13 protein-coding genes and 3 pseudogenes are annotated in these 25,954 nt (G+C 68.0%); 9 read left to right on the forward strand and 7 right to left on the reverse strand.

All coding sequences use genetic code 11. The features are described 5' to 3' along the window. Positions 1-40: 40 nt before the first annotated feature. Positions 41-1,027 carry a hypothetical protein gene (locus AB5J49_RS18505; RefSeq protein ID WP_369169732.1) on the reverse strand — a complete coding sequence of 329 codons (987 nt, stop codon included), beginning with the start codon at positions 1,025-1,027 and terminating at the stop codon, positions 41-43. Between the two features lie 332 nt (positions 1,028-1,359). Between AB5J49_RS18505 and AB5J49_RS18510 the strand changes: the two are divergent. After that, a pseudogene (locus AB5J49_RS18510) lies at positions 1,360-2,991 on the forward strand (IS200/IS605 family accessory protein TnpB-related protein). A 57-nt stretch (positions 2,992-3,048) separates the two neighbouring features. Here the strand turns inward: AB5J49_RS18510 and AB5J49_RS18515 are convergent. Further along, positions 3,049-3,521, reverse strand: a pseudogene (locus tag AB5J49_RS18515) (ATP-binding protein). Between AB5J49_RS18515 and AB5J49_RS18520 the strand changes: the two are divergent. Both AB5J49_RS18520 and AB5J49_RS18525 read left to right on the forward strand, forming a co-directional pair. Next, on the forward strand, positions 3,470-4,141 hold the full coding sequence (locus AB5J49_RS18520) for a DUF5753 domain-containing protein (RefSeq protein WP_369169733.1): 672 nt from the start codon (positions 3,470-3,472) through the stop codon (positions 4,139-4,141). The pseudogene AB5J49_RS18515 and the gene AB5J49_RS18520 sit on opposite strands and share 52 nt — an antisense overlap. Before the next feature lie 11 nt (positions 4,142-4,152). Further along, entirely contained in the window at positions 4,153-4,374 is a 222-nt protein-coding gene (locus AB5J49_RS18525) for a DUF397 domain-containing protein (protein WP_369169734.1), read from the forward strand. Positions 4,375-5,800: 1,426 nt separating this feature from the next. Here AB5J49_RS18525 and AB5J49_RS18530 read toward each other — a convergent pair. Beyond that, complete coding sequence (locus AB5J49_RS18530) at positions 5,801-13,021, reverse strand: polymorphic toxin-type HINT domain-containing protein (RefSeq protein ID WP_369169735.1); 7,221 nt, start codon at positions 13,019-13,021, stop codon at positions 5,801-5,803. Positions 13,022-13,504: 483 nt separating this feature from the next. Here AB5J49_RS18530 and AB5J49_RS18535 point away from each other — a divergent pair, with 483 nt between their 5' ends. Together AB5J49_RS18535 and AB5J49_RS18540 are read left to right on the forward strand one after the other, a co-directional pair. Then, positions 13,505-16,993, forward strand: coding sequence for a DNRLRE domain-containing protein (locus tag AB5J49_RS18535; RefSeq protein WP_369169736.1), 3,489 nt, complete (start codon positions 13,505-13,507; stop codon positions 16,991-16,993). Then, positions 16,990-17,136, forward strand: a complete 147-nt coding sequence (locus tag AB5J49_RS18540) for a proprotein convertase P-domain-containing protein (protein WP_369169737.1) — start codon at positions 16,990-16,992, stop codon at positions 17,134-17,136. Before AB5J49_RS18535 ends, AB5J49_RS18540 begins: the two co-directional genes overlap by 4 nt. A gap of 87 nt (positions 17,137-17,223) precedes the next feature. Here the strand turns inward: AB5J49_RS18540 and AB5J49_RS18545 are convergent, their stop codons facing one another. From AB5J49_RS18545 to AB5J49_RS18560, 4 genes are all read right to left on the reverse strand, one after another. Further along, a complete protein-coding gene (locus AB5J49_RS18545) occupies positions 17,224-18,402 on the reverse strand; it encodes an amidase domain-containing protein (protein WP_369169738.1) in 1,179 nt (392 codons plus the stop codon). Between the two features lie 113 nt (positions 18,403-18,515). Beyond that, complete coding sequence (locus AB5J49_RS18550) at positions 18,516-19,835, reverse strand: hypothetical protein (RefSeq protein ID WP_369169739.1); 1,320 nt, start codon at positions 19,833-19,835, stop codon at positions 18,516-18,518. A gap of 79 nt (positions 19,836-19,914) precedes the next feature. Further along, the gene (locus tag AB5J49_RS18555; protein WP_369175183.1) at positions 19,915-22,149 is read right to left on the reverse strand and encodes a transglycosylase domain-containing protein; all 2,235 of its coding nucleotides are present in this window, start codon (positions 22,147-22,149) and stop codon (positions 19,915-19,917) included. A 217-nt stretch (positions 22,150-22,366) separates the two neighbouring features. After that, entirely contained in the window at positions 22,367-23,338 is a 972-nt protein-coding gene (locus tag AB5J49_RS18560) for a LysR family transcriptional regulator (RefSeq protein WP_369169740.1), read from the reverse strand. A gap of 83 nt (positions 23,339-23,421) precedes the next feature. Between AB5J49_RS18560 and AB5J49_RS18565 the strand changes: the two genes are divergently transcribed. From AB5J49_RS18565 to AB5J49_RS18580, 4 genes and pseudogenes are all read left to right on the forward strand, one after another. Next, positions 23,422-24,693 (forward strand): MFS transporter, encoded by a 1,272-nt coding sequence (locus tag AB5J49_RS18565; RefSeq protein ID WP_369169741.1) that lies wholly within the window; start codon positions 23,422-23,424, stop codon positions 24,691-24,693. A 93-nt stretch (positions 24,694-24,786) separates the two neighbouring features. After that, entirely contained in the window at positions 24,787-25,188 is a 402-nt protein-coding gene (locus AB5J49_RS18570; RefSeq protein WP_369169742.1) for a hypothetical protein, read from the forward strand. 114 nt (positions 25,189-25,302) lie between these two features. After that, a pseudogene (locus tag AB5J49_RS18575) lies at positions 25,303-25,383 on the forward strand (hypothetical protein); the annotation flags it as partial. Between the two features lie 84 nt (positions 25,384-25,467). Beyond that, positions 25,468-25,764, forward strand: coding sequence for a hypothetical protein (locus AB5J49_RS18580; RefSeq protein WP_369169743.1), 297 nt, complete (start codon positions 25,468-25,470; stop codon positions 25,762-25,764). The last annotated feature ends 190 nt before the right edge of the window (positions 25,765-25,954 follow it).

Consider the following 25,954-nt stretch of genomic DNA (forward strand, 5'->3'; position numbering starts at 1 on the left):
TAAGGGCGAGATATAGGGACGGGACACAGGGGCGGCGGCGTCAGCGCTGCGGGGGCTGCCAGTGGGGGTTCTGCTGGGGGTAGGGCTGTGGCGGGTAGGCGGGCTGGGCCTGCGGCTGGCCGTACGGCGGCTGCGGCTGCGGCTGCGGGGAGGCGTACGGGCCCGGGGTCTGGGGAGCGCCATGGGGACCCGGGGTCGGCTGGTTGCCGTACGGGCCGGGGGCCGGGGCAGCGGGCTGGGCGGGGTAGGCGCCCGGAGCGGCAGGCCGGCCGGGGTACGCACCCGGGGCGGCGGGCTGGCCGGCGTACGGGCCGGGGGCTTGCTGGCCGTAACCGGCCGGGGTGGGGGCGGCGGGCGGGGGCTGGTGGCCGTAGGGCCCGGCGGCGAAGGGGTTGCCCTGCCCCGGGAACTGGCCCGGGAACTGGCCTGGCATCTGCGCACCCGGCGGCAGATAGCGCACCCGCCCCGTCTCGTCGGTGATCGGCATGAACCCGGCGGCCTGGAGCCGGGCCGCGAACTTGGCGTTGCGCTTGCGGGTGACGACGAGGCCGATGCCGAGCAGGCCGATGAGGCCGACCCACCCGAGACCGGCGAAGAGGAAGGCATCGGCATCCCCGCCGGCCTTCGCGACGGCGACCACGAAGCCGAGGGTGATGCCACCCGCCGCCCACCACATCTTCTTCTCGGCGTGCTTGCCCGTGAGATCGAAGTTGATGCGGGCCTTGAGGAGCTCGAAGGCGTCCGGCACGAGAGGCGGCACGGAGACCCCGTCACCGGCGTTCGGATACTGCGCCCAGTTCTGTGCGGCGCGGGCGCGGGCCTGGGGGCTGGGGTCGGGCGCGATCAACATGACGAGCGCGTTGTTCCGCCCACCGCTCTGCCGTACGTCCATGTACTCGTACCCGAACTGCTGGGCGGTGAAGGCCAGCGTGGCGAGCTTCTTCACGGAGGCCATGGGGCTGGTGAGCTCGACGGGCTCTCCGCTCGCCATCAGCCGCAGCATCTTCTGCACTTGCCGCTTGCTCATCAGGACCTGCTCCCCACCGACCGCTCGGGCCCATCGGCCCCTCGGGTCACCCCGTTCACTTGCGCAACCCGGTCAGTGTTCCACGGGGGTCTGACAGTGCGGAACCTCGGTCGGCGGGGTTGGGAGCTGCTGCCGCTGGAGTGCCTTCAAATGTGTTCTGGTGAGCGGGAGTGAGTGCCGGTGGCCGATGGCCGGTGTCGTGTGGCGTGCCTTGGCCGTTGGGTCGGTTTCCATTGGGGAACTGACGTTCTTGCGTCGAATGGGTGACCTTTGCGGGAGCTGCTCGTTGGATGCGGTGACAGGGTTCTTCGGGTGGGGTCGGGGGTGACGGGGTGGGGGAGCTGAGGGGCATGGCGGCGCCGTTCGTCGCGTCCGGTCCGAGTGGTGTGGCCGTCCGGACCTGCCTCAAGCAGCTGGCACCGGACGATGAGAAGGTGCTGCGTCTGGTGGGCGCGCATCTGGGGTCGCTGGCGTCGAAGGATCTCAAGGCCCGTTGCCGGGACGGCCTGGAGCACTCCGGTGACACGTGGGCGGTGCGTAAGCGGGAGCTGACGCCGCTCTCGTCGTCGCGGTGGGCGGGCAGTATCACCAAGGCCACTCATGATCAGTGGGCACTGGCCCGCCGCTGCCAGCTGGCCCACATCCAGAACCTGGAAGCCGGCATCCGCACCATCGGGCACCGGCTGTCCCAGCCGGTCGGGCAGAAGGGGACCAGACAAGCCCCGGGCGGTTACCGGTCGCAGCGAGAGTGGCACGCGAAATCCCGGCGGCTACGGGTCTTGGAGAACCGGCTGGCCGCCGCGCGGGCTGACCGCGAGGCGGGAGTTGTGCACGTCGTGCGAGGCGGCAAGCGGCTGGCCCGCACCAGGCAGCACCTGGAGGCGGCCGGGCTCACCGAGTCCGAATGGCGCCGGGGCTGGGAGGCGGAACGCTGGTTGTGCCAGGCGGACGGTGAGTCCGGCAAGCGGTATGGCAATGAGACGATCCGCGTCAGCCCCGACGGCGAGGTGAGCATCAAACTCCCCGCGCCGCTCGCGTATCTGGCCAACGCTCCGCACGGACGGTACGTCCTCGCGAGCAGGGTTACGTTCGCGCACCGGGGTGGCGAGTGGGCCGACCGCGTCGCAGCGAACCGGGCTGTGGCCTACCGCATCCACCTGGATACGGGCCGGGACCGCTGGTATGTGACCGCGTCCTGGCAGATGCCGCCCACCCCTGCCATCCCTGTCGGGACCGCACTCGCGCACGGGGCGATCGGCGTGGACATGAACGCCGACCACCTCGCCGCGTGGCGCCTGGACATGCACGGCAATCCGACCGGCGCCCCGCGCCGCTTTTTCTACGACCTGTCCGGCACCCGGGACCATCGTGATGCCCAGGTGCGTCACGCCCTCACGCGGCTGTTGCACTGGGCCCGGACGTGCGGTGTCCGCGCCATCGCCGTTGAGGATCTGGACTTCGCCGCGGAGAAGACCCGGGAGAAGCACGGCCGCAGGAAACGCTTCCGGCAGCTGATCTCCGGCATGCCCACCGGAAAGCTCCGTGCTCGACTGACCTCGATGGCCGACGCCACCGGTATCGCGGTCATCGCCGTGGACCCGGCTTACACCAGCCGCTGGGGCGTCCAGCACTGGCAGAAACCCCTCACCAGCACCACCCGCAAGACCACTCGCCATGACGCGGCCGCCGTGGCGATCGGAAGGCGCGCCCAGGGACACCCGATCCGGCGACGGACGGCACCGCCCCCTGCTCACCGGAGTGATGAGCAGGGGCATCGGACCGTCCAGGCGGGACCAGGAGTCCTCGGGCGTGAAGGAACCCGTCCCCGCATCCCCGGACCACGGACACGATCCGTGCGCGCTGGTTGCGGAGCGAACACGGGGGACCAGAACGCCCAACACCGTTCGGGGCGTTCGGCTGAGCGTGTGTCCTGGCAACAGGACACACTCCCCCTCAGTCTCTAGGAACGGTTCACGGGATCTTGGTGGAACCTTGCCGCGGGATGATGTGCCGGTTTGGGATCACGCGGCCACCCCCCGCACCCGCTCCCGCCTCCCACCCACCTCGAACCACAGGAGCTTCCCCGCACCCCGATCGAGCGACCATCACCGAGGGGCCAGCCGCCCCAGCGGTCGGCGTACTCCTGGATGAGGAGCAGCCCGCGTCCACCGAGGGCGTCCGCCGGTGCGGGCGGGACGCGGACGCCGGGCGGCTGATCGAAAGGGGCCGGGATGCAGGAGCTCGTGTCCCATACGCCCACCCGCAGTCGCCCGTCGTTCAGGGCGGTCAGGCGCAGGGACGCAGGGCCGTTGGTGTGCCGGTAGGCATTGGTGACCAGCTCAGACGTCAACAGCTCGACGACGTCCAGGATTTCGGCCCTGCCGTGGCCGTTGAGGGCGGCTCGCACGGTCACACGCGCGACGCGTGCGGCACGGGGGTCATGTGGGAGTCGGAGGGCGTACGCCCAGGTGTCGGGCGGGGCTACGGTCGCCACGACGGACTCCCAGAAGGGGCCTCGACTGGTGGGACGGGTACCGCGAGACCCTGCCCTCAGGCCTCCTCGACCTCGCCGAACTGGAACACCACGCCGTCGCGATCCGCACGGCCCAGATCTCCCACATCCCGGGCATGTTCCAGACCGTCGACTACGCCCGCCTGATCTTCAGACAGTCCATCCCTCAGCTGTCCCCACCCGAGATCGAGTACCGCGTCTCACACCGCATCAAGCGGCAGGGCATCCTCTTCTCGGACGCGCCGACCCCGTACACGGCGATCGTCCACGAAGCCGCGCTACGGATGCGGTTCGGCGGCCGGGACGTCACTCGCGAACAACTGCGGCACGTCGTCGAGATGAGTGAGCGGGACCACGTGACGGTCCTGGTGACCCCTTACGACGCCGGTGTCTTTCCCGGCGCCGGCCAAACCGTCCTGTACGCGGAAGGGCCAGTCCCCCAACTGGACACGGTGCAGCTCGACTCCGAGCATGGGTCCGTGTTCCTCCACGCCGACCTACTGCTGGAGAAGTACCGCACGTTCATGACCCGCTTCGAAGCAGTCGCTCTCAAGGAGTCCGCTTCCCGAGACCTGATCCACGAGATCATCGACGATCTGTGAAAGGTTCCCAAGTGCCCACCCTCCACTGGCAGAAGTCGTCTTACAGCAGCGAGGGAAACAACTGCCTCGAACTGGCCACTGGACCCGACGGAACGATCCGCCTCCGCGAGTCCGACACTCCCTCGATCGCTGTCTCCCTCGACGCCCCAGTCCTTTCCTCACTCTTGACAGCCACCCGCCGGGGCATAGGCAGCCGACGCCCGCGGAGTCAATCCTCGGTGACGCCGCAGTAGCCGATCTCAGAGTCGGCCCGGATGTTGCGATAGATCATCGCCTCGTCGAGGAAATGGCCACCGTGCCGAGGTCACTTCAAGGTGCCGAACTCGCCGATCTTGTCCAATTGCGCCGTGCCGAGATCATCCGGGATGCCAGCTGGCTTCTTCCCATCCGGCCCTTTCGGGGGGTTGAAGTCGTAAAACATCGCGACCGTTGTATCTTTTCGGGATACCACCACCGCGCAAGGAACCCTCAATGACTCGTCATCTGGGTACGACACAACCTGAATGAGTCGCAAGGAGACGGATTAATCTCCACATCCAGGGTCAGACTACATTTCGACATCATCGTATTCGAAGGACTGTTCAACATCCTTGAAGGACGTACATTTCTCAGCCGCTATCCGGAATTCCCGTACCACTCGTTTTGCATCATCGATCCTGTACGATGCAAGATTCATGACTGCCCCAGAACCCGCTCCTTCCGGACTGAATAGCCGGTTGATACGCGCGTAAGCAGGGTAAGCGCTACTGCTGCTGCCGAGCGCCTGGACAACCGGACTACACTCGGCAGGGTCCGCTGTCCTATTGGAAGGACGGGTGCTCTGAGGACTCCAGCCGGACACCTCGTATCCGTCGCCGCCAGAGAGCGCCACCGTTTTCAGATCCGCCTCAGTCAATGGCTTGTGCGGGGCACTGTTCGCCGATGACCCTCTGGCCTTTGAATTCACGTTGTCGCTTCCGGAACTTTTCCCGCACGCGGCAGCGGAAGTCAGAACTAGCACAGCGACCGCAGCCAAGCGGACGCCCGCCCTCATCGAGGCTCCCCTCCCCATATTCCGATCCGGATCTCACTTAGTCACTGGTATTGAGGCTAGAAGTTGCCAAGCCAGCGACGCGCCGCGGCACTCTCCACCGGGTGCCCGATATCACCCGTCGCCACCCACTCAGCGAACGTACGCAAGACTTGCGAACGGTGCGGCTCCCGCACCACAAACGCACTTATCGCCGATTCCCAAGTGGTCCCACAGGAAAGCACCGATCCATCGAGTGAGAGCATCCGAAATTCAGGACGACAATATCCACTACCGAGCGGACCGGAAGCCCCTATACCCATTAGGTCCCACGATTCCTGCAACTCTACACAGATCCACCGCGACGGACCTCCTTCATCAGGTGTTACCGCTACCAAGAATCGGCGATCTTTTTCACTAAACAGGCCTGCTTCAACCGACAAGCGATACCACCCTGCGTTCGCCTTCTCGGCCAGCAATGGGTCCTCGATGTCCACCAGGAAATCGGTGCGACCGTCCCCAGCGGGACAGCTTGGCGCCTGACCGGTGACGAGGGGGGGCACAAATCCCTCCTGGTCGCCACACCCCTCCGTCACTACAAGGCCCGCCTCAGCGAGAAGTCTCTTCAGCTCCATTCACCCCTCCCCAGATCAAGGCCTTGGCACATACTGGTTGGGAAGCCTGGCGTAACCATACTCGATCACCTTGTTGTAATTGTGACCGAGTACGTACCCTACGACCCCATCACTTCGCACGAGGACTCGAGTCTTGGTCGCAGCCGAGCCCACACCGGTGAAGATCGTGGCATTATACCAAGGACTGCTAGTATTTCCGTTCGCATTGAACCAGTCAGGTCCAGTGCTGTTGATTCGCTGCCTGACCCGACCGCTCTCGATGCCGTTCACCGTATTGTGAACTTCCCTGGGAATTTCTGCCCAGGCTTTCCGTCCAGCATCAATTCGACTTTGCACTTGATCCGGATGGTACGGATCATCCTTGAACGCCGGACAGCTGCTGTTGTGAACCAGTACCGGCGTCGCCCCCGCCAGCACATAGTACGTGTGCAAGTCGTCAACCGTGAGGTTGTACGTGCGGGCGTGCTTTGTGAATGGACGGTTGCCCGTGACGATGACGGTGTCTCCGTCATCGGTGAGCAGGGTCATGCCCGGCTTGAGGTCACCCGCTTCGACCCAGTCCCGCTCAGACGGGGACCAGAACGGATGCTCGTGTGTGGCCGTGAGCTTGTCGATGCCGTTCTCGGTGGCGATGGACAACTCGTTGAAGTACTTGTCGTCCTCGGTGACGATGAGGCGGATGACCTTTCGGGGGCCTGTCTCACCGGTTTTCGGGTCGGTGGCGAGGACCTCGTCTCCGACCTTGATGTCTTCGATGTCCTTGGTCTCGCCGTCGGCCATCAAGACGTCGGTGCCGGCGAGGAAGCACTTGCACTTCTTGAACCAGTCCTCGACGGCCTTGATCCCCTTCTTGATCACCGAATCGGGGACCAGCTTCAGGGCTTTGGCAAAGGGAAGGTCCGTCCCCGCCATGAAGCAACTCGTTGCTCCAGAGCCGGAGAGACATTCCTTCCAGTCCGTCGGATCGGGGAGGAAGACCGTGGCAAGGGCCTTGAAGACAGTCCTTTGAACCGACAGGTCGAAAGGCTTGTGCACGGTCTTCTTGCCGAGGCCCGGCAGATCACTGCCCGTCCTGACCACGCTGTGCAGATTGCCTGTCGAGTCGTGGACGTAGTGGGAGTTCTCGTAGTGATAGCTCCATGTGCCGTCACCGTTCGGGGTCATCCAGTCCCGGTAGGTGTCGCCGTCCTTGGAGCACCCGCTGTCGCACAGGGTGACCGGCTTGAGGCCGTCGGGGTCGCTGGTGCTGATCGGGCTGTTCTTCGCGTAGCTGTACCCGTTCATCTGGAGCGGGTCCGCGATATCGATGATCGGGTCCGCGGAGAGGAAGCGGCCAGAGTTCTGGTCATACTCGCGGGCGCCTATGTGAGTAAGACCCGTTGCCGCGTCGTCGATGCCCACGCCCAGGTAGCTGCGCTTGTTCGGCCATGTCGACGGCTTGGGGCCGCGAAGTTCCCCGTACGGCTTGAAGGCGCGGCGGGTGACGGGCTGGCCGCTCGACACTTCCACTGTCGTGTTCGCCGTGCCGAGGTGGTCCGCGAGCAGGACGTTCAGCTTGTGGCCCGTCGTCGCGCCGTTGCTCGTGGTCCGGGTCACCGTAGGTGCGCCGGGTTGAGCGTAGGAGCGGGAAGCCTTGGTGATCGCCCCCGTTGCGCCCGTCGTCACCTCCGTCTCGCCCAGGTAGAGCGTCGAGCCCGACGGTGAGTTCTCCAGGATGCGGTTGCCGGCGGCGTCGTAGACGTACGTCGTCTTCTTGCCGTCGTCCGTGATCGTGTCGAGCTTGTTCTCGGACGTCCAGGTCAGGTCCTGCGTGGTGGCGGGCAGGTCGCGGACCTCGGTGTTGCCCACGTCGTCGTACGTGTAACTGCTGCCCATGCCCGACGGGTTGGAGCTGATCGACTTCATCGTGTGCGGCTGCGCGGTGGTGCCGTAGCCGTACGTGTAGGTGACGTTCTTGGTCGCGTCCGCCGGATCATGTTCCGTCAAGGTGGCGCGGTTGCCCAGCCAGTCGAAGGTGAACGACTGGTGGTACGCCGTCGCACCCGTGGCCACGGTCGTCGCGTCGGGAGCCGTGGCCGCCAGAGTCGACGACAAGGAGGCGTCCGGGCTCGACTTGTCGCCCGCCGTGTCCGGGGCGTGGGCCACCGGGCCGGAGGAGGTCCTGTAGTCGGTGCGATAGCCCCACGTCGCGCCGTTCGACGCCTTGCAGCCGGTGGCGTTGCGGGCCGGGGTGATGTTCGACGTCCAGGCGTTCACCAGCTCGCCCATCACGTCGTACGTGAAGCACTGGGTGTCCCACTTGACGCCCGAAGCCTCCGACAGTTCGCGGGCGGTCGACGTGATGGTGCCGGACACGTCGTACGAGTAGTAGCTGTCCGTGATGCGGTGCGGTCCGGAGGTCTCGCGGTCGGTGACCGTGCGCTGGAGGCTGCCGGTGTGCGGGTCGACGAAGTTGGTGGTCCAGACCCGGTAGGGCTGGGAGCTGGACACCGTTCGCAGGACCTCGCCGTACGGCGAGTAGGTGGCGTCGGACGTGTACCAGGTGAGGCCCGAGGTCGACTCGGCCAGGCCGTCGCCGTTGTAGCGGGTGACGACCTTCTCCTTCGCCAGTCCGCCCACGGCAGGCAAGGTGACCGACAGCGGCTTGCCGGTTTGGGTGGAGGCGTACGCGTACGCGTACGTGCCCGCCAGGCCTGCTGTCAGCGGGTTCGACGGGATCACCGTCTCACTGCCGGTGGGCCGGTAGTCGGTGTCGTAGCCGGTGACCCGGTTGATGTAGTCGCCGCCCGACGTGTGCCGGGTCGAGGCGACCGGCTGGCCCAGCGCGCCCGGCAGGCTGTCGTACGTGAACGACTTGACCGGGGCGGCGGTTGCCGAGCCCTCACGGACGAAGGTGACCCGGCCGAGCTCGTCGTAGTCCGTGTACGTCGTCCGCGACTTGGCGTCCGTCACCTTGACCGGGCGGTCGGCGTCGTCGTACCAGGTCTCCGTCTTACCGGTGTCCGGGTCGGTGGTCGACGTCACGCGGCCCCGGGCGTCGTATGTGTAGGTCCAGGTGTTGCCTGCCGGGTCGGTGACCTTCGTGCGGTAGCCGCGGGCGTCGTACTCGTACGTCGTCTTGCGGCCGCTGTTCTCCGAGGTGGCCGGTTCCCAGTTGGTCGTGGCGGCGTTGTCCTTGTAGTGGCGGATCGCGGTGACCCGGCCGAGGGCGTCGGTGTACGTGCGCGTCTGAGGGGCGGTCGAGCCCAACGGGTCCGTGAAGGCGCTGGTGTCGTCGTGGAAGGTGTACGCCGCGTACCGGTAGGCATCGCCGTGGTACGTCAGCTGGATCGACGGCCGTTCCAGACCGTCGTAGCCGTACGTGACCCGGCTCGGGATCAGCGCTTTCGATCTCGGCGCGAACAAGTCGGCCGCCGGCTCGCCCTTCGCGAGGTAGCCGCTCGTCTGCTCACTGGCCAGGCCATGGTCGTCGTACTTCGTGTCGGTGATGATCCGGCCGGGGCCGTGCGCCTCGGACTGGGTCTGGACCTGGCGCATCAGGCCGTCGTAGATCGTCACCTGACGGCTGTACGTACCGTCGTCCTTCAGCGTCTTCGTGGTGACAGCGGCGGGCCTGGTCTCGGCGGAGGTGGCCACCGCCGCCTGGTACGCGATCTCCACGTCCGGGGACTTGCCGCCCGAGGAACGCGAAGGCGACCAGCCCTTCACCAGGCGGCCGAGGGCGTCGTACTCGTAGCGCGTGACCCGGCCGTTGGCATCGGTGGCCGTCAGCGCCAGGCTGCGGCCCGGGTCGAAGGTCGTTGTGACGGCATGACCCTTGGCGTTGATCGTCTTCACCGAGGTGACCGGCCCGCCCGCATCCGCAGGCGTGTACTGCGTCTCTGTGGTGCCGACCTCCGGCTTGGTGATGGTGCGGATGCGGCCCAGTGGGTCGTACGTGGTCTTGGTGACGACCGAGTACGAGGTTCCCGCGCCGTTGACCCCGGCAGCGGAGGTGACCAGCCCCTTCGTCGGCGTCTCGCCGTACGCCAGGCCGTCGTAGCTGTTCCGCACCGCCTTGATGAGCTTGGTCGCCGGGTCCGCCGTGTCGTGGGCCGCGCAGGCCGTGCCCGTACTGCGCTGCTCCTTCGGCAGACCGATCAGCCACGCGGACGTGTTGTGCACATACGAGGTCTTGGTGCAGGTCTGGTCGGAGAGGGTCTCACCGGTGCTGCCGTTCGGCTTGACCACCGCGGTCTCCACCTGGATCGGCAGGCCGTATGTGTCGTCGACCGTCGTCAGCGTCCGGACGGCCCGCCAGCTGCTGTCGACCGGCTGGATCTCCTCGGTGCGCTCGATCCCGATGCGGTGCGCGAGCAGGGGATCCATGTCCGTGCCGTTCTCGGCCTCCCGCGAGCGGGACGCGGTCTGCTTCGACCAGGGGTAGTTGAGCGTGCGCTTGTGGATCCGCTTGTCGGCGTCCCGGTAGGTGATGGTCTCCGCCGTCATGCCCGCGTACTGCGGTGCGTCGTCGGCGAGCAGCGTGTGCTTCTCCGTGGAGTCCTTGACCGTCCCACCGACTCCCTGGAAGTACCGGGTCTCGGAGTACGACTGGGCCTGCGGGAAGTTGAGCTGGTTGGTGGTTCTGCTGCCCTTGGTGACGGCCACCTGGCGATAGCCACGCCAGACGCTGTACGTGCGCAGGGACGGGCGGGTGAACTCGTCATCGCTCTTGGCCCAGGCGGAGTCCGTGTACTGGTACGTCGTGTGAACGGGCTTGCCGTGGGAGGTGACCTTGTCGGTCTCGGTCACGGAGTCGACGACGTACTTGTTGAACCAGGACTTCGCGGGTGTCTTCTCGTCACCGTCGGGCGACCAGCGGACGGGGTAACAGGTGCCGTTCCTCTCGCCCTTGTCCTCGGACGGCTCGGCGGCACAGCCGCCCTTGTACTCGACCTCGATGTCACCGCCGTACTCCGTGGCGACCGTGCCGATGCGCGGGCGCGTGAAAGCGGGGCGCTGGTCCTTCGGACCGCTCGACACCAGGTTCGGCAGTTGGCGGTCCTTCAGGCGGTCGTGCAGGGGCGAGGTGGAGCCGACCGAGTACTCGGCGAAGCTGACGCCGTCCTTGTGCTGGAGGGTGCCGGTGCTGTCGCCGGGGGCGAAGCCGCGACGGGTGATCGAGTTGAGCCACAGGCCGGGGGCCGTGTCGTACCAGTCCTCGGGGAAGGACTGGTGGAGCTGGTACGTGTCCACCTTGCCGAGGCCGGTCTGGGCGGCGCGGGCGCCCTTGGTCGTCACCGTGTCCAGGCGTATCTGTGTCCAGAAGGACGGGAACGACGGGCACAGCTTCGACGTGGACTTGCAGTTGAGATTGCCGGGGGTGTCCCACCAGGGGCGGTACGCGCCGGGGTCGTCGGTCTTGGCGAAGTTGGCGGGGTCGCAGCCCGTCTCCGACTTCAGGCAGCGCTGCTTGACGCCGAACTCGACGGTGGCGGACGGCTTGGTCAGGTCGGACGGGCGCATGCCGTACTCGATCGACGTCGGGTAGGCGTAACGGTCGTACTGTTCGGGAGACTTGAACTTCTTCTTTACGGCGTAGTAGTTCGTCTCCTGCTTCCAGTTGACGACCATCACGTTGCCGTGCACGTCGACGACCTTGTCCAGGCCCCAGCGCCAGGCCTGCTTCTTGCCGGCGCCACAGCGGGAGTCGGCGAAGGAGGTGGCGTGGCAGGGTTCTCCGGGGTGGTTGCCGAAGACGGGGACTGTGGAAACGGAGCTCGTGTCCGCGTGGCCGCCGCCCACCTGGTTGAGGCCGAAGTAGTACTTGGTGCCGTCCCGAGTCGTGACCATCCAGTACTCGCCGTTGTTGTCACCGTTGGCGCCGCCGGTGCGGCGCTCGACGCGAGTGCCGTCGTCGCTCTGGGGACGGTAGATCTCGGTGTCGGTCTCGGGGTTGCTGCCCGTCGGCGCGTCTCGCACCAGCTCTACGCTCCGGCCGCCCAGCGACATCACCGCGTTGTACGACACCCAGCACAGGTCGGACGTCTTGTCCTTCTTGGCCGTGTTGTTGGGCGTGCCGGACTTCAGCGCCTTGCGGTCGTCCTGGCAGGTGCGGTAGCGGCGCTCGATGTGGCCGGGGTCGTAGTCCCAGCCCTCTCCTATCCAGGAGGACTGGGGGGAGGACACCGCGACACGGCCGTCCACCGTCTGGGAGTTGTAGTTGAAGGAGATGGTGGGGGCCGGGCCGGCCGGAGCCGCGGGCACCGTCAGCGGGTACGACCAAGTGAACGCGCCGGAGGAACCGCCCGCCTCCCACTTGCCGTTGGAGACCAGGGGCGTGGCCTTGAAGGTGCCGCCCGCGCCGCCGCCGGAGTCGACCGCGCCGATGACCGCGGCGTCTCCGGTCGCGGCAGCCGGAGTGGCCGGGGTGGCCGATGTGCGGTAGGCGGCCTGGGCGACGGACGGGCCGTCGGAGTCGGTGGTCGTCGCCGAGGCCGGGGTCACGGTGCCGTCGGCCGCCGTGTCGACCGTCGCCGTGATCGACTGGGCCTTGGTGTCGTTGGTCGTCTCCAGTTCCTCGTACACCTGGCACGCCTCGACGTCCGGCGTGGTCAGGTAGCACTCGGGGAACTGGACGAAGCGCAGGCGGGAGGCCCAGTCGGCGCCGTACAGGTTCTTGAACTTGGCGTAGTCGAGCTTGACCGAGATCGGGACCGTGCCCGTGTCGGGCGCCTGCACCTTGACCACGGCACCGTCGACGCCCTGGGACACGGGCGCGGTGCGGTCGAAGACCTGGACGGACCAGGTGCCGGTGGGGGCCGGCCGGTCCGGGGCCTGCCCGAGGCTGACGGGGAGGTCGTCGACGGGGGACAGGGCGACCTGCCGGGCGGTCGTCCCCGTGCGGGCCGAGGCCTGCGTCGTGGCCGACGCCGCCGTACCGAAACTGACCGTCCCGGAGTCGGCGACCGGAGCGGTGGCCGTGCCTGCCGGAGCCGCTTGCTGGTCCTCGGGGACCTCGACCTTCAGGGTCTCCAGGTCCCGCTCGAAGGTCTCGCCGGCGACCGGCTCGTCCTGGTCGAGCGTCTCCAGGTCCAGGGTCTCGCGACCCTTCTCCTCGACCGCCGGGTCGGGCGGCAGGGCCAACGACTGCGCGGGCAGAAGGCCCACGAGCAGGACGGCGCCGAGGGCCGGTACGACAGCCCTGTGCAGACGACGCAGATGTCGGCGACGGACATGCGAAGAGCGACCGAACACGGCGAAGTCCCCCCGGACCACTGAGGCGGGACCGGGAACGGACCACGCGTGATGGCGTATCAGATGATGCAGATTCTGTGACGACTTCGTGGAGCTCCGCTAGATCAGCTGTGGGGATGTGATGACCATCACGGCGTGTAACGCTTCATAGCGGTGCGTGAGGGCAAGATTGCGCTTTCCTCAGCTAACGGAAGTCCCCACCCTTCCGTGATCATTCACCTGATTCGCCTGTTACGCCATCAAATCGCCCTGGAACTCTGGGACTTGCGGGATGGTTCACGGCGATTTGTCACCAGTGTCAACACTGCTCCGACCAGTTGTGGACGTGCACGCCCAACCACCTTTACGGCTCGCGCAGTTGATCGACTCAGCCCCGTCGCCCGCATCCGAAGGGTGACGACAGCCCCCTCATGGGTCATCATCGGCTCGCCCGGCCGCGCCCTGTCGCGCGCCGGTTCCAAGGGGGGAAGGGGAGCTCGCCCGATGACGCGCAAGACGCGCAACTGGCGCCGTGTGCCCGGACGTCGGACCACCGCCGCCGTACTGACCGCGGCGCTCACCGCCACCGGCATCACCTTGCTCGGCGTCGGTCTGGACGACCCGGGTTCGCACGACGGATCAGGCCGAGAGGCGAACGCGAAGGCGCAGCCCGTGACCGAGGCCGCCGCAATCGCGCGAGCGACGAAGACGGGCAAGTCCGTCGAGGTCACCGCGCTGCACACCGCGCGCTCCACCACCTGGGCGCGGCCCGACGGTCTGATGGCCAAGAAACTGTACTCGTCACCGATCCGGGCCAAGGTGGGCGGCGAATGGAGGGACATCGACTACGACCTCCACCGCACGAAGGCCGGTTGGGAGCCCAGGGCCACGAACACGCGGATCGTGTTCTCGGCCGGCTCCGGGTCGCGCGACGGGAAACAGCGCACCTCGCGCTCCAGCGTGCGCCGAGTCTCCCTGGTGAAAGGGCTGAAGAGCGCCGCCGCTGACGAGACCTCGAGCCCTCTGGTCACCCTGACCGTCGACGGTCACGCGATCCAGCTCACCTGGCCGGGCACGGTCCCCGCCCCGGTCATCGACGGCTCGCGCGCCCTGTACCCCGAGATCTTCCCGGGCGCCGATCTGGTGCTGACGGCCGACGACGACGGGTTCGCCCAACTGTTGGTCCTGAAGAACCGGCAGGCCGCGGCCGATCCGCGGGCGCGGCAGATCTCGTACGGCATCACCTCCGCGACGCTGAACTTCCGGCTGGATCCGGTCACGGGCGTCCTCACCGCCGAGGACGCCTTCGCCAACGAGGTCGCGATGTCGCCGACCCCGCTGATGTGGGACAGCAGCGGCCGGCCGGCCGTCACCGACGGATCGGTCGGCGCCACCGCCCAGCCGACCACGTCGGAGAGCCCCGTACCGACCGACTCGGCCGGCGACGGACCGAGCGAGAGCCCGAGCCCCACCGAGGAGCTCATCGAGACCGACGAGCAGGCGGACACCGCCCCCGAGACTCTGCCGGCGGCCACCGACGGCCCGGAGCCCTCGGTGTCCGAGTCCCCGCTGCCGTCCGCCCCGGCCGAGCCGACGCCCGCACCCTCGCAGAGCGGCTCGGCGGCCACGCTCAGCCTTCCCGGGCTCGACGGTCCGTCACCCGACTCGCGCGGCGAGCTGGTCGAGCCCAGCCTGGACGGGGCGAAGTGGGTACTCACCCCCGACCTGGCCTTCCTCGACGACCCGGCCACCTCGTACCCGGTCTTCATCGACCCGTCGGTGAAGAAGCACACGCAGAACTGGACCACCGCCTACAGCCGCCACCCGAACGCCACGTTCTACAACGGCAAGGGCTTCAACAAGGGCGGTACGCACGAGGCCCGCGTCGGCTTCGAGTCGGACACCTGGGGCACCTCCCGCTCGTACTTCAACATCGCCTTCGACAAGGACCTCAAGGGCACGAAGATCACAAGTGCGAAGCTGCGCATGCTGGAGACGTACTCCTGGTCGTGCAGCGCCCGTTCGATGAGCGTGCACCTCACCGGCCCGGTCAACGGGAAGACCAACTGGAAGAACGCCCCCAAGCTGCACGACGGCAACAAGTTCGCGACCAAGAGCTTCGCGCACGGATACAAGTCCGGGTGCCGGGACGCGTACGAGGCGTTCGACGTGAAGAAAGCCGCGCAGAAGCAGGCCGACCAGGGCAAGGACACCATCACCTTCGGGCTGCGGGCACGGGACGAGCACTCGCAGTACGCGTGGAAGAAGTTCCAGGCCAACGGGGACAACGCGCCCGTACTGGAGCTCGTCTACAACCGCAAACCGACCGTGGACGCCAGATCGCTCGATCTCGGCCCGGACGGCAAGTGCACCACCACCAAGCCGTACGTCCGCATGGGCTCGGGCGACCTGACGTTCACCGCACGGGCTTCCGACAAGGACAGCAACCTCGACCACCTCGATTTCGACCTGTGGCCGCACGAAAAGTGGCAGGCGACGGGCGACCTGCTGGGCCCCACCGGCAAGGTCCCCGTCGGCGGTGACAAGAACACCGCACTGCGCACGACGACGGGCTTCTCCACCAGCAAGCTCACCAACGGCACCACCTACTCCTGGCGGGTGCGCGCAGTCGACGACGCTGGGGCCAGCTCGGGCTACGCGCCCGCAAAGACGCCGTGCCGCTTCGTCCTCGACACCACCGCGCCCAGGCCGCCGAAGGTCAGCTCCACCGACTTCCCCAACGCCGACGGCAGCGAGAACGGCTTCGGCAACGACGCCGAGGACGCCAACTGGTCCGCGAAGAAGTTCGGCACGCCGGGGTCGTTCACGGTCCGCGCGCTCAACAGCGACGTCGTGCGCTACGAGTACGGCTACAACTCGCCCAACTACACCGGCAGCCTCAACCGCACCGCCAACACGGCCACCAGCGTCAGTGCGACGATCTCCAACGCCAAACCGCCGGCGGCCGGGCCCAACGTGCTCTACGTCAGGGCCGTGGACAGCGCGGGCAACCCCTCGGAACCGGCGAAGTACTTCTTCTACGTAACCCCCCGCGACCAGGCCGACTCCCCCGGCGACTTCACCGGCGACAAGCTGCCCGACCTGATGGTCGTCACGGAGGCCGGCAACCTGGCCATGTATCCCTCACAGGCCACCACCACCGACCTCGCCAAGGGCACCGGAGACCTGAACTATTCGATGCCCGGCGCCTACCGGGACAACCCGGACAAGGACCCCAACGGCGATGAACTGCCGCCCTATGTGCCCGCGCCCAACGGCCACTTCAAGGGCGCCCTGATCACCCACAACGGCGACATCTACGGCGGCGACGGCCTCCAGGACCTGGTCGTCCGCGTCGGAGGGAAGCTGTGGGTGTACCCCGGTGACGGCTACGGCGCCGTCAACATCGACAAGCGCCGCGAGATCCTGCTCCCCGAGGGTGCTCCCAGCCCCGCCGACCTGACCCAGTTCGTCTCGGCGGGCGACGCCACCGGGGACGGCCGGACCGACTTCTTCGCCACCATCGGCGACGAACTATGGGTCTTCACCGGCTACCACGGAGCAACCGTCGACCAGGCGACCCGGCTGTCGGCCTCGGGCTGGACCAGCCGGGACATCGTCACCGCGCTGGACATCAGCGGCGACGGCGTCACCGACCTCCTCTATCGATCCGACACGTCGGGCAAGCTCCTGCTCCGCAAGGGCATCGCTGCCTCCGGAGGCGGGGTCAGCCTCGCCTCCCTGGCCAACGCCGGAAGTTCGGCCGGGGGCGTGGACAGCGAGTACGGCGCCTCGGGCTGGGCGGTCAGTAACTTTCCGCTACTGATGGGCACGCCCGACGCCAACAGCGACGCCGTCCCCGACATTTGGGGCGTGCGGTCGGACGGAGCCGTACGGCTCTACGCGGGCGGCCGGACCGTCGTCGTCCCAGGGTCCGGCGAGGAGATCATCGCGCCGGCGAGTTACTGGAAGACACGCATCGCCATCGGGTGACGCCAGTCCCTGGCCGCCGGTCGGCAACACTCGCGGCCAGGGACCACACGCATGGCGACGACGCCCACACCTGGAAGCTCCGCGTCAAGGACGCCTCCTCCGGCGCCACCGGCACCCTCAACGGCTGGACGCTCACGCTCTGAGCCACCTCCCCACGCACGGCCCCCGGCATCCCCCACCGGGGGCCGACCCGCGCCCGCCGAAGGCGCTCGTGGGTGACCACGGTCGGATCAGGTGCGGTAGGCGTAGTACAGGGCGTTCGGGTACGACGCGACAATGCTCGACACCGACCGGCTGTAGGTGTTGGTGGAGTGGTACGTCAGATACGGAACGCCCCGGCTGCGGGACGTGACGATCATGGTGTGGTCCTTCGAGCCGTCCTTGTCGAAGTCCATCTGGAGCACATCGCCGACGTCCATCTGGTAGACGTTGGCGAGGCTGGTCGTCCGCTTCGAGTTCTGAGCGAACCAGGACCACTCGTTGACGCCGACGAACGAGTACGACTGGATCTCGGCGTTGCCGAACCACTTGGTGTAGTCGTACACATAGCCGGGAACGTGCTTCCAGCCGCCCGCCTTCAGGGCCTGGCTGACGAAGTTGGTGCAGTCGCCGCCTGCGCCCTGCCCGTTGAAGTCCGGGTAGGCCGGGTTGTAGCTGGACCAGTACTGCTTCGCGTAGGCGGCCATCGCCGGGTAGTCCAGGCCGCTGGCGGTGAAGTTCTTCGGGTTGACCGGGCCGGGGTACGAGGTCGATGCCTTGGGCGCCGAGGGCGTGGTGGTGCCGGCCTTCGCGGCCATGGGTGCGACGGCCGGCCTGGCCGTCTGGTTCACCGCGAGGTACCCCTCGTCGGTCGCGCGGATTCCGGTCAGCTGCCAGTCGCCCCGCCGGTCGGCGCTGAACGTCAGCTCGTGGTGGGCCTGGAACCCGGTGGTCCTCGGTTCGCCGCCGCGGGCGTTGTCGTAGGCGAGGGTCGTGGTCTCGGTGACCGCGACCTTGGCCTTGCGGCCCTTCACGCTCGTGCCGTCCACAGTGACGGTCGTGCTGCCCTTGGTGTACTTCTCGCCCAGCTCGGCGAGCCTGTCCCCGCGCTGATCCAGCGTGGACAGCGCGGCGTCCTCGCTGCGGGCCAGGCTGGAGGACAGCCGGACATCCCCGGACAGGCCGTCGGTCAGCGGCTTCTCCCGGTCACCCTGCGTGCCGTCGACCAAAGCGTTCGTACGGTCGGTGAAGACCGCGTCCGCCAGCCGCTGGAAGGTGGCCTTGGTCCTGGCATCCACCGTGGGGTCGTCGGCGACCGCGGCGCCCGCGCTCCAGTTGGGAAGCATCGCTGCTCCGGCGACGACCGAGGCGGCGGCTGCCCCGAGTATGGTGGCGCGACGCCGCGTGCGGCTCAATTTCCTTGACTTCACTGTCAGTTCCCCTCTTGCCCCGGCGGACGGATGCCGGGCAGCGCATCTTTGCATGACTTGTGTGGCTCTTGTGAAGAGGGGTGCGCCCGGGAGCCAAGGGAGTTATGGGACCGTCACTGAACGACGGTCGACCAGTCCGGCGACTGGGCCGGGTCCAGGGTGCGCAGCCGCTCCAGGGTCTCCGGCTCCTGCGCGTCGAGCCAGTCCGCCAGTTCGCGGAAGGACACACAGCGCACGTCCTTCTTCGTGCAGACGTTCTTGACCACCTCGTCGACGGCCCGCATGTACGTGCCGCCGTTCCACTGCTCGAAGTGGTTGCCGATGAACAGCGGTGCCCGGCTGCCGTAGTACACACGGTTGAATCCGTTCATGTACGACTGGACGGTCTCCTCCTGCCACTGGGGGTACATGGCCGGGGCGCCCTCGGTCTCGCCGTCGGACTGGTTGTAGAGGAAGTTGAAGTCCATGGAGAGACCCTGGTAGTCGCCGCCCTCGTACGGGAGCATCTGCAGCGGGAAGTCCCAGATGCCGTCCTTCTTGGCGGGCCAGATCTGGAAGTCGCCGGCTGAGCTCGCGTCATAGCGCCAGCCGTAGCTCTTGACGGCCTTGAGCAGATTCTTCTGCCCTTCCAGGCAGGGCGCGCGACCGCCCGTGATCTCGCGCTCGGCGTCGAAGGGCAGGGGAGCGATGTCCTGGTAACCGGTGTTGGTCTTCCAGTTCTGCAGGAACGAGTAGAACTGGTCGATCTCGCTCTTCCATTCGTCGACGCTCCAGTAGCCGCCGCCGAAGGCTCCGCAGAAGTGGCCGTTGAAGTGCGAGCCGATCTCGTGCCCGTCCTGCCACGCCTTGCCGAGCTGCTCCAGCGTGGTGCGGATGTGCTCGTCGGTGGGGTAGCTGATGGCCGCGGCTCCCTTGTCGTGCTGCGGGGGGTCGTAGACCTTCGCCTCGTCCTTGGGCAGCAGGTAAATGCCGGTGAGGAAGAACGTCATGTGGGCGTCGTACTCCTTGGCCAACTCCCGGTAGTGCTCGAAGAGCTGGTCGTCGCCCGCCAGGGCGCCGTCCCAGGAGAAGACCACGAACTGAGGTGGTTTCTCGCCCGGTTTGAGCCGCTTCGGCTTCAACGTGCCCTTCTGCGGCCCGGTGTACGACGTCGAGCCGTCGCCGAGCACCTTGGTCTTCCCGTCCCACTCGGGCTCTTTGGGCGGTCTGGAGGGTGCGCCCTCGGCGTCGGAGCCGCCCCGGTCGTCGGCGGACGCGATCGGCGTGGTGCTGTCCGAGCCGGTCAGGCTCTGGTAGGCCACGGGTATCACCAAGGCAAAGAGGAGGGCCGCCACCACCAGTGCTCCCAGGCGCACGGAAACCTGGGGCTCCCCTGCTCGGTGACGGGATGCGCGGGCTGTGCGGCGGCGGCCGGTGGCCGGCTTCGGCTTCATGTGCGGCTCATTCTGCGAAGGGGGTGGCGATGCTGCTGGGCTGCTGGGCTGCTGGGCTGCTGGGCCGGAGCGCTCAGGATCAGCCGAGCGGGCTCATGGCGCCGGCCCAGATGCCGTAGGGGACGTCAGGCGCGGGCGCGCCCGCGATCCCCTTCAGCGGCAGTGGTTCGAGGCTCTCGGCGAGGTCGATGCGGTAGACGACGACCGCCGTGGAGACGGACTTGTACGTGCCGACGTACCAGGCGGCGGTGTCCTTCTGCGTTGTCCCGGTCTTCCCGGCCACCTTCGCGGTGGCGGGGGCGCCGTCGGGGTGGGCGGCGCGGAAGGCGTCCGTGAGCGCGGAGTCGACCTCCTCCGCCACGTCGGCGCCGACCGCCCGGCGCGAGCTGGGCAGGTCCAGGGGGACCTTGGTGCCGTTGTGGGTGATGCGGCGCACCGAGTACGGCTCGGTGTGCTTGCCGGCCGCGGCGAACGTGGAGTAGCCGCCGGCCATGCGGATGGCGCTGGGCGTGGAGCTGCCCATCGACAGCGCGGGCACCTGGGCCCCGATGCTGGAGGGCAGCAGCCCCGAGGCCTCGGCGGTGGCGCGCACCTTGTCCAGGCCGGTGTCCATACCAAGCTGCATGAACGGCGTGTTCACCGACAGCTCCATCGCCCTGTGCAGGGAGATCTGCCCGTAGGACCTGTCCCCGTCGTTACTGGCGGCCACCTTGCGGCCGCTGCGGTCCCAGTACGGCCCCTCCGGCGTGGTCACCGGCACGTCGTCGTCGCCGTTGTAAAGGGACTCCCCGGTGATTGGGGTCGCCTCTCCGTCGCGGGTCTTGCGGACGCCGTGCTCCAGACCGGCCGCGTAGACGAACGGCGCAAAGGCCGTACCGGCCGGGACGGTGGTGGCGTTGGACTCGTTGTAGCCCTGCTTACGGTGGTCGGGTCCGCCGTAGACGGCGACGATCCGGCCGTCGGCGGCCACGGAGGCCGCGCCGTAGTGCGCGGTCTTGGCGGTCTTCGGGTGGTCCTTCAGGGCCTTCTTGCGCGCCTTGGTGACGGCGCCGGTGAGCTGGTCCTCCCTCTTCCTGTCGAAGGTCGTGTAGATCTGGTAGCCGCCGAGGTCGAAATCCTTGTCGGAGATCTTCGCGGCCTTCTTGGCGTACTGGGAAGCGAGTTCGACCAGGTAATCGGTCTGCTCACCGGTGTCGTACAACGGGTTGCGCTTCAGCGGCTCGGGAAACTTCTTGTACGTGGCCCGCTCGGCCTGGGAGAGCTTGCCGATGTCGACCATCCGGTCGAGGGTCCAGGACCAGCGCTCCACGGCCCGGGCGCGGTTGGCGCTGCTCAGGGTCGGGTCGTACAGGCCGGCGCCCTTGAGCAGGGCGGCCAGGAACGCGGCCTCGCCGGCGTTGAGTTCGCTGACGTCCTTGCCGTAGTAGGCCTGGGCGGCGCGCTGGATTCCGTAGGTGCCGCGGCCGAACCAGCTCGTGTTGAGGTAGTTCTCGAGGATCTCGTCCTTGCTCATCCGGTCGTCGAGCTTGAGAGCGATCATCGCCTCGGTGAACTTGCGGCCGACCGTCTGGTCCTGGTTCAGGTACACGTTCTTGACGTACTGCTGGGTAATGGTCGAGCCGCCCTGGGTGTCACCCTCGCCGAGCGTGCGGAACAGGGCACGGGTTATGCCCTGGAAGGAGATGCCGGGGTCGCTGTAGAAGCTCTCGTTCTCCGCGGCGAGTACCGCCCACCGGACGTCCGCGGGGATGTCCTTCAGCGGCATCGCCTGCCGCTGCACCCAGCCGGTACGGGCCATGGGGGTCCCGTCGGCCCAGAGGTACACGTTGTCCTGCTGGGTGGCGTACGAGTTGAGGTTGTCCGGGATGTCGGTGGCCGCGTAGGCGACGACGAGGAAGAGGCCGCTGAGGCCCACGCCGGTGAACGAGGCGCCGAGCCACTGCCGCCAGGAGGGCAGCCATCGACGCAGGCCGGTGCGTCCTGGCCGGGGGTACTGCGGCCGCATACGCCGGGCGTAGGGCGCGAGGCGGGCGGCCTGCGTGGCGAGGACGCTCAGCAGGGGCGCCAGGTGAAGGACGGCGACCAGGCGGGAAAAGAGGGATGGTCGAGGGGCTTTGCGAGGGTTCCGATTTCTGCGGCGATTCAGTTGATCGGCTGTGTTGTCGTCACGTATTCGATGCGATGAGTCCACCCCGGAAGGGTGGGATATTTCGGATTCCGTTGATTCCTGTTCGGTGCCGGATATACGTTGCTGCGGCACCCTCAGTTGAACGGTCTCGTCCGCCTTGAATGAGCCGGGCACTTTCAACTGCATGGTGACGTCCCGCTCCTGAGGCTCCTCCCCATGCCCCATCAGCGTCACAGCGCCCTCCTTTCCCCTTGAGTCACCTATAAATTACCAGCGGTCTTCACACTCCCTCCACACATGAAAGCCGTGCGACAGAACACAGACGGCCATATGGGACATCGCCCATTGCCCACCCTCTCCGCCCTCGCATGCATCTCTCTGCTCGAAGCGCTTCGACGTCGCGTCAATCGCGGACGCTCATGGCGGCCGAATCGATGGCCGGAATCCATCCCCCGGAGGGCCTCAGCAGCCACCCCTCCTCGGCGGCGAGCTGGGCCGCCGCCCGTCGAAGGGCGTCGAATGCGGGGTGCACCAGGCCCTTTCGCCACACCAGTGACACGGGTGACAGGGGCACGGGATCGGTCAAGGGGCGAAGCACGGACCCGGGCATGGCCGGAAAGCCGATGACGGCGAGAACGGGGGTCCTCACCTTGGCCATGATCCGCTGGAACTCCTCGTCACCGACGGCGAGCGGGGCGGGCGGGGCCACCTCGATCCCCCGCCCGTCGAACAGTCGGCGCGCGAGGTCGGTCCACTCCGGCGTACGGGGGTTTCCGGCCCCGGCATAGACGGTCCCGCCCTCGAGCGCGGCGAGCGGCACCGCCTCCAATTCCGCCAGCGGATGGCCCTCGGGCAGCAGGATCGCCATCGGCTCGTAGCGGACCGGCTGGTGATCGAGGCCCGCCCGCAGCGCCGGGTCCAGCCCCGCGAACCGGCCGAAGGACGCGTCCAGCCGCCCCGCGGCCATCTCGCCGGCCGCGCCCGTCAGGCCGCTCTCGTAGCGGGCCATCAGCTCGTGTTCGGAGGCGAGTTCGCGGGCCCGGTGCAGGACCCTGCGGCCGGTGACCAGGCCCGGCGAGTTCAGGTCCACCAGCAGGGGGCGGGCCTGGCCGAAGGCTGCGAGCAGGTCGTCCTGGGCCTGGAGGGCACGGCGCGCGTACGGCACCAGCCGCTCGCCGTCGGCCGTCAGCGTGACCTGCCGCGTCGTCCGCACGAACAGTTCGGCGCCCAACTCCCGCTCCAGCCGCCGCACGTCCCGGCTGAGCGCCTGCTGGGCGACGTACAGGCGGGCCGCGGCGCGCGTGAAGTGCCGCTCCTCGGCCACGGTGAGGAAGGCGCGCAGGAGGCGGGGGTCGAGGTTGGTCGGGGCGGGCATACGGCGAATTTACAACGAGAGTGCGTAAGTCGGTACGGAGAAGGTGTTGGACGCCTTGATCACTTCGGCGCGACGGTGGGTCCATGCCGGAACCCATGTTCACGACAACCCAAGACATGCTCGTGGCCGTCGACTTCAGCCCCCGGACCAGCCACCGGAACAGACACCGCCCCCACGGCCCCTACCGCCGGCTCTTCGCCCACCCCGGCACCCGCGCCTTCACCCTCGGGAACCTGATCGCCCGCCTGCCCATGGGCATGTTCAGCGTGAGCGCGGTCGTCATGATCGCCGGGACGAGGGGGTCGTACGCCCTCGCCGGCGCGGTCACCGCGACCGGCCTCGCGACGACCGCGCTGGTCGCCCCCTGGACGGCACGGCTCGTCGACCGGTACGGCCAGGCCCGAATAGCCGTACCGGCCACGGTACTTGCGGCACTCGGCTCGCTGGCGCTGCTGCTGTGCGTGCGGTCCGGGGCGCCGGCGTGGACGCTCTTCGCGTCGTACGCCGCCACCGCCACGACCCCCAACATCGGCGGCATGTCCCGCGCCCGCTGGGCTCACCTGCTCAGAGACAAGCCGGAGTCCCTGCACGTCGCGAACTCCTTCGAGCAGGCCGCCGACGAGCTCTGCTTCATGCTGGGCCCGGTGCTCGCCGCCTTGCTCTGCGGGGCGTTCATCCCGGAAGCGGGCACGCTGGTCGGCGTGGTGCTGCTGGTGACGGGCATGGTGCTGTTCACCGCACAGCGATCGACGGAACCGCCCGTTCAGGACGGACCCCCCTCAAGAGCTCCGCTCGGCGCCCCCGGCATGCCCCCGCTGCTCGCCGTATGCCTGGCCATGGGCGTGGTGTTCGGCTCCATGGAGGTCGTCACGATCGCGTTCGCGGACGCACAGGGACACCCGTCGGCAGCCGGTGTCGTCCTGGGCCTCCAGGCCGCCGGTTCGTGCGCGGCGGGCCTGCTGTACGGGGCGCTCAAGCCGGCCGGCCCCGCGGAGGACCGCTACGTCTGGTGCGTCACCGCCATGACCGCACTCCTGATCCTGCCTTTGCTCGCCGCCGCCCTCACCGGCTCCCTCCTGGTGCTCGCGGGCGCCCTGCTGATCGCCGGCATGGCCACCGCCCCGACGATGGTCACCTGCATGACCCTGGTCCAGCAGCGCACACCGGAGGGCCGCATCAACGAGGGCATGACCCTCGCGGTGACCGGACTCCTCGGCGGAATCGCCTGCGGGAGCGCCGTCGGCGGCTGGACGGTGGAGCACGCATCGACGACGACGGGCTACGGCGTGCCGGTCATGGCAGCGGCAGCAGCTCTGTCCATCGCGCTGCTGTCCGTAACTCGCCGCCCCAGCTGATGCTCACTCAACTTGCCCGGCCTCCCGCGGCATCCGCGGCGGACGCCGGGTGCGAATACCAGGAAACGGAGTCGCACAGGCAAGGAGACCGTCGTGGCTACTCCACTACGCACGAAGCGTCTCGGCCGGACACTCTCGGCCATCACCATCACCATCACCATCGCAACACTCACGGCCCTTGCCGCAGCCGCCCGGGCCCGGCCCGGCGGCGACAGCCGCCCCCACACCCCCGCCCCCGGATTTCTGCTGACGGACGGCCGCTACACCGGATTCGACGTGCCGGCCGCCCAGCAGGGGACCTCGCCGTTCGACATCGACAACCGCGGCCGGATCACGGGCAAGTACAACAGCGGTACGGCGTCCAGTGGCGCCGGAGCCGACGAGCACGGGTTCGTGCGCAACCGGGCCGGCCGGTTCACCACCGTCGACGTGCCGGGCGCTCGGTCGACCTCGCCGTTCGGCATCAACGACCGGGGTGAGCTCGTGGGCGCGTAAAGCCTGAGCACCGGCCGGGTCGGGGACGACGACAACCGGCGCGGGTTCCTGCCGCGCGGCGGCCGGCTCACCCGGATCGACGTCCCCGGTGCGAGGTACACCCAGGCCCTGAACATCAACAACCAGGGGCAGATCGTCGGCGAGTACCAGGACGCCGCCGGCAAGTACCACGGCTTCCGCTGGACCCGGGGGAAGTTCACCACCCTCGACGCCCCCGGCGGCTACGCCACCTCCGCGAGCGGCATCAACGACCGCGGCCAGATCACCGGCGTCCAGTTCGTGAACCCGGCCACGCCACTCACCTCACGCGGCTTCCCGCTGGGCAAGGGGCGCTATATGTCCTTCGCCGCGCCCGGGGTCCCGATCACCCTCGCGTCCGGCCTCGACAACCGTGGCCGGATAGCGGGGATCGCCGCCGCCACAGCCGACGTGGCGACGACAGGGGGCGGGTTCGTCCTGGCAGACGGCATCAAGGGAGCCTTCACCCAGGTCAACTTCCCGGGCGACCCCGCGACCGGCGCCGCCGGCATCAACGACCAGGGCCAGATCACCGGCAGCTACAGGAGGTCCGAGTAAGGCACAGGCCCGAGCCACGCCGTACGCCACTCCACCCCCGCCCCGGCCCCAATTCACGCGCGATCCATTGACGCGCCCACAGCTCGCACATACCTTCGCCCGTCGAAGCGCTTCGACGTCACGCATCGAATCGATTCGATGATCGATGCGTGATGTCTCCAGCACCATCCAGCTCCGACTTCCCTGGAGG

The organism is Streptomyces sp. R28 (assembly GCF_041052385.1).
Lineage (GTDB): Bacteria > Actinomycetota > Actinomycetes > Streptomycetales > Streptomycetaceae > Streptomyces.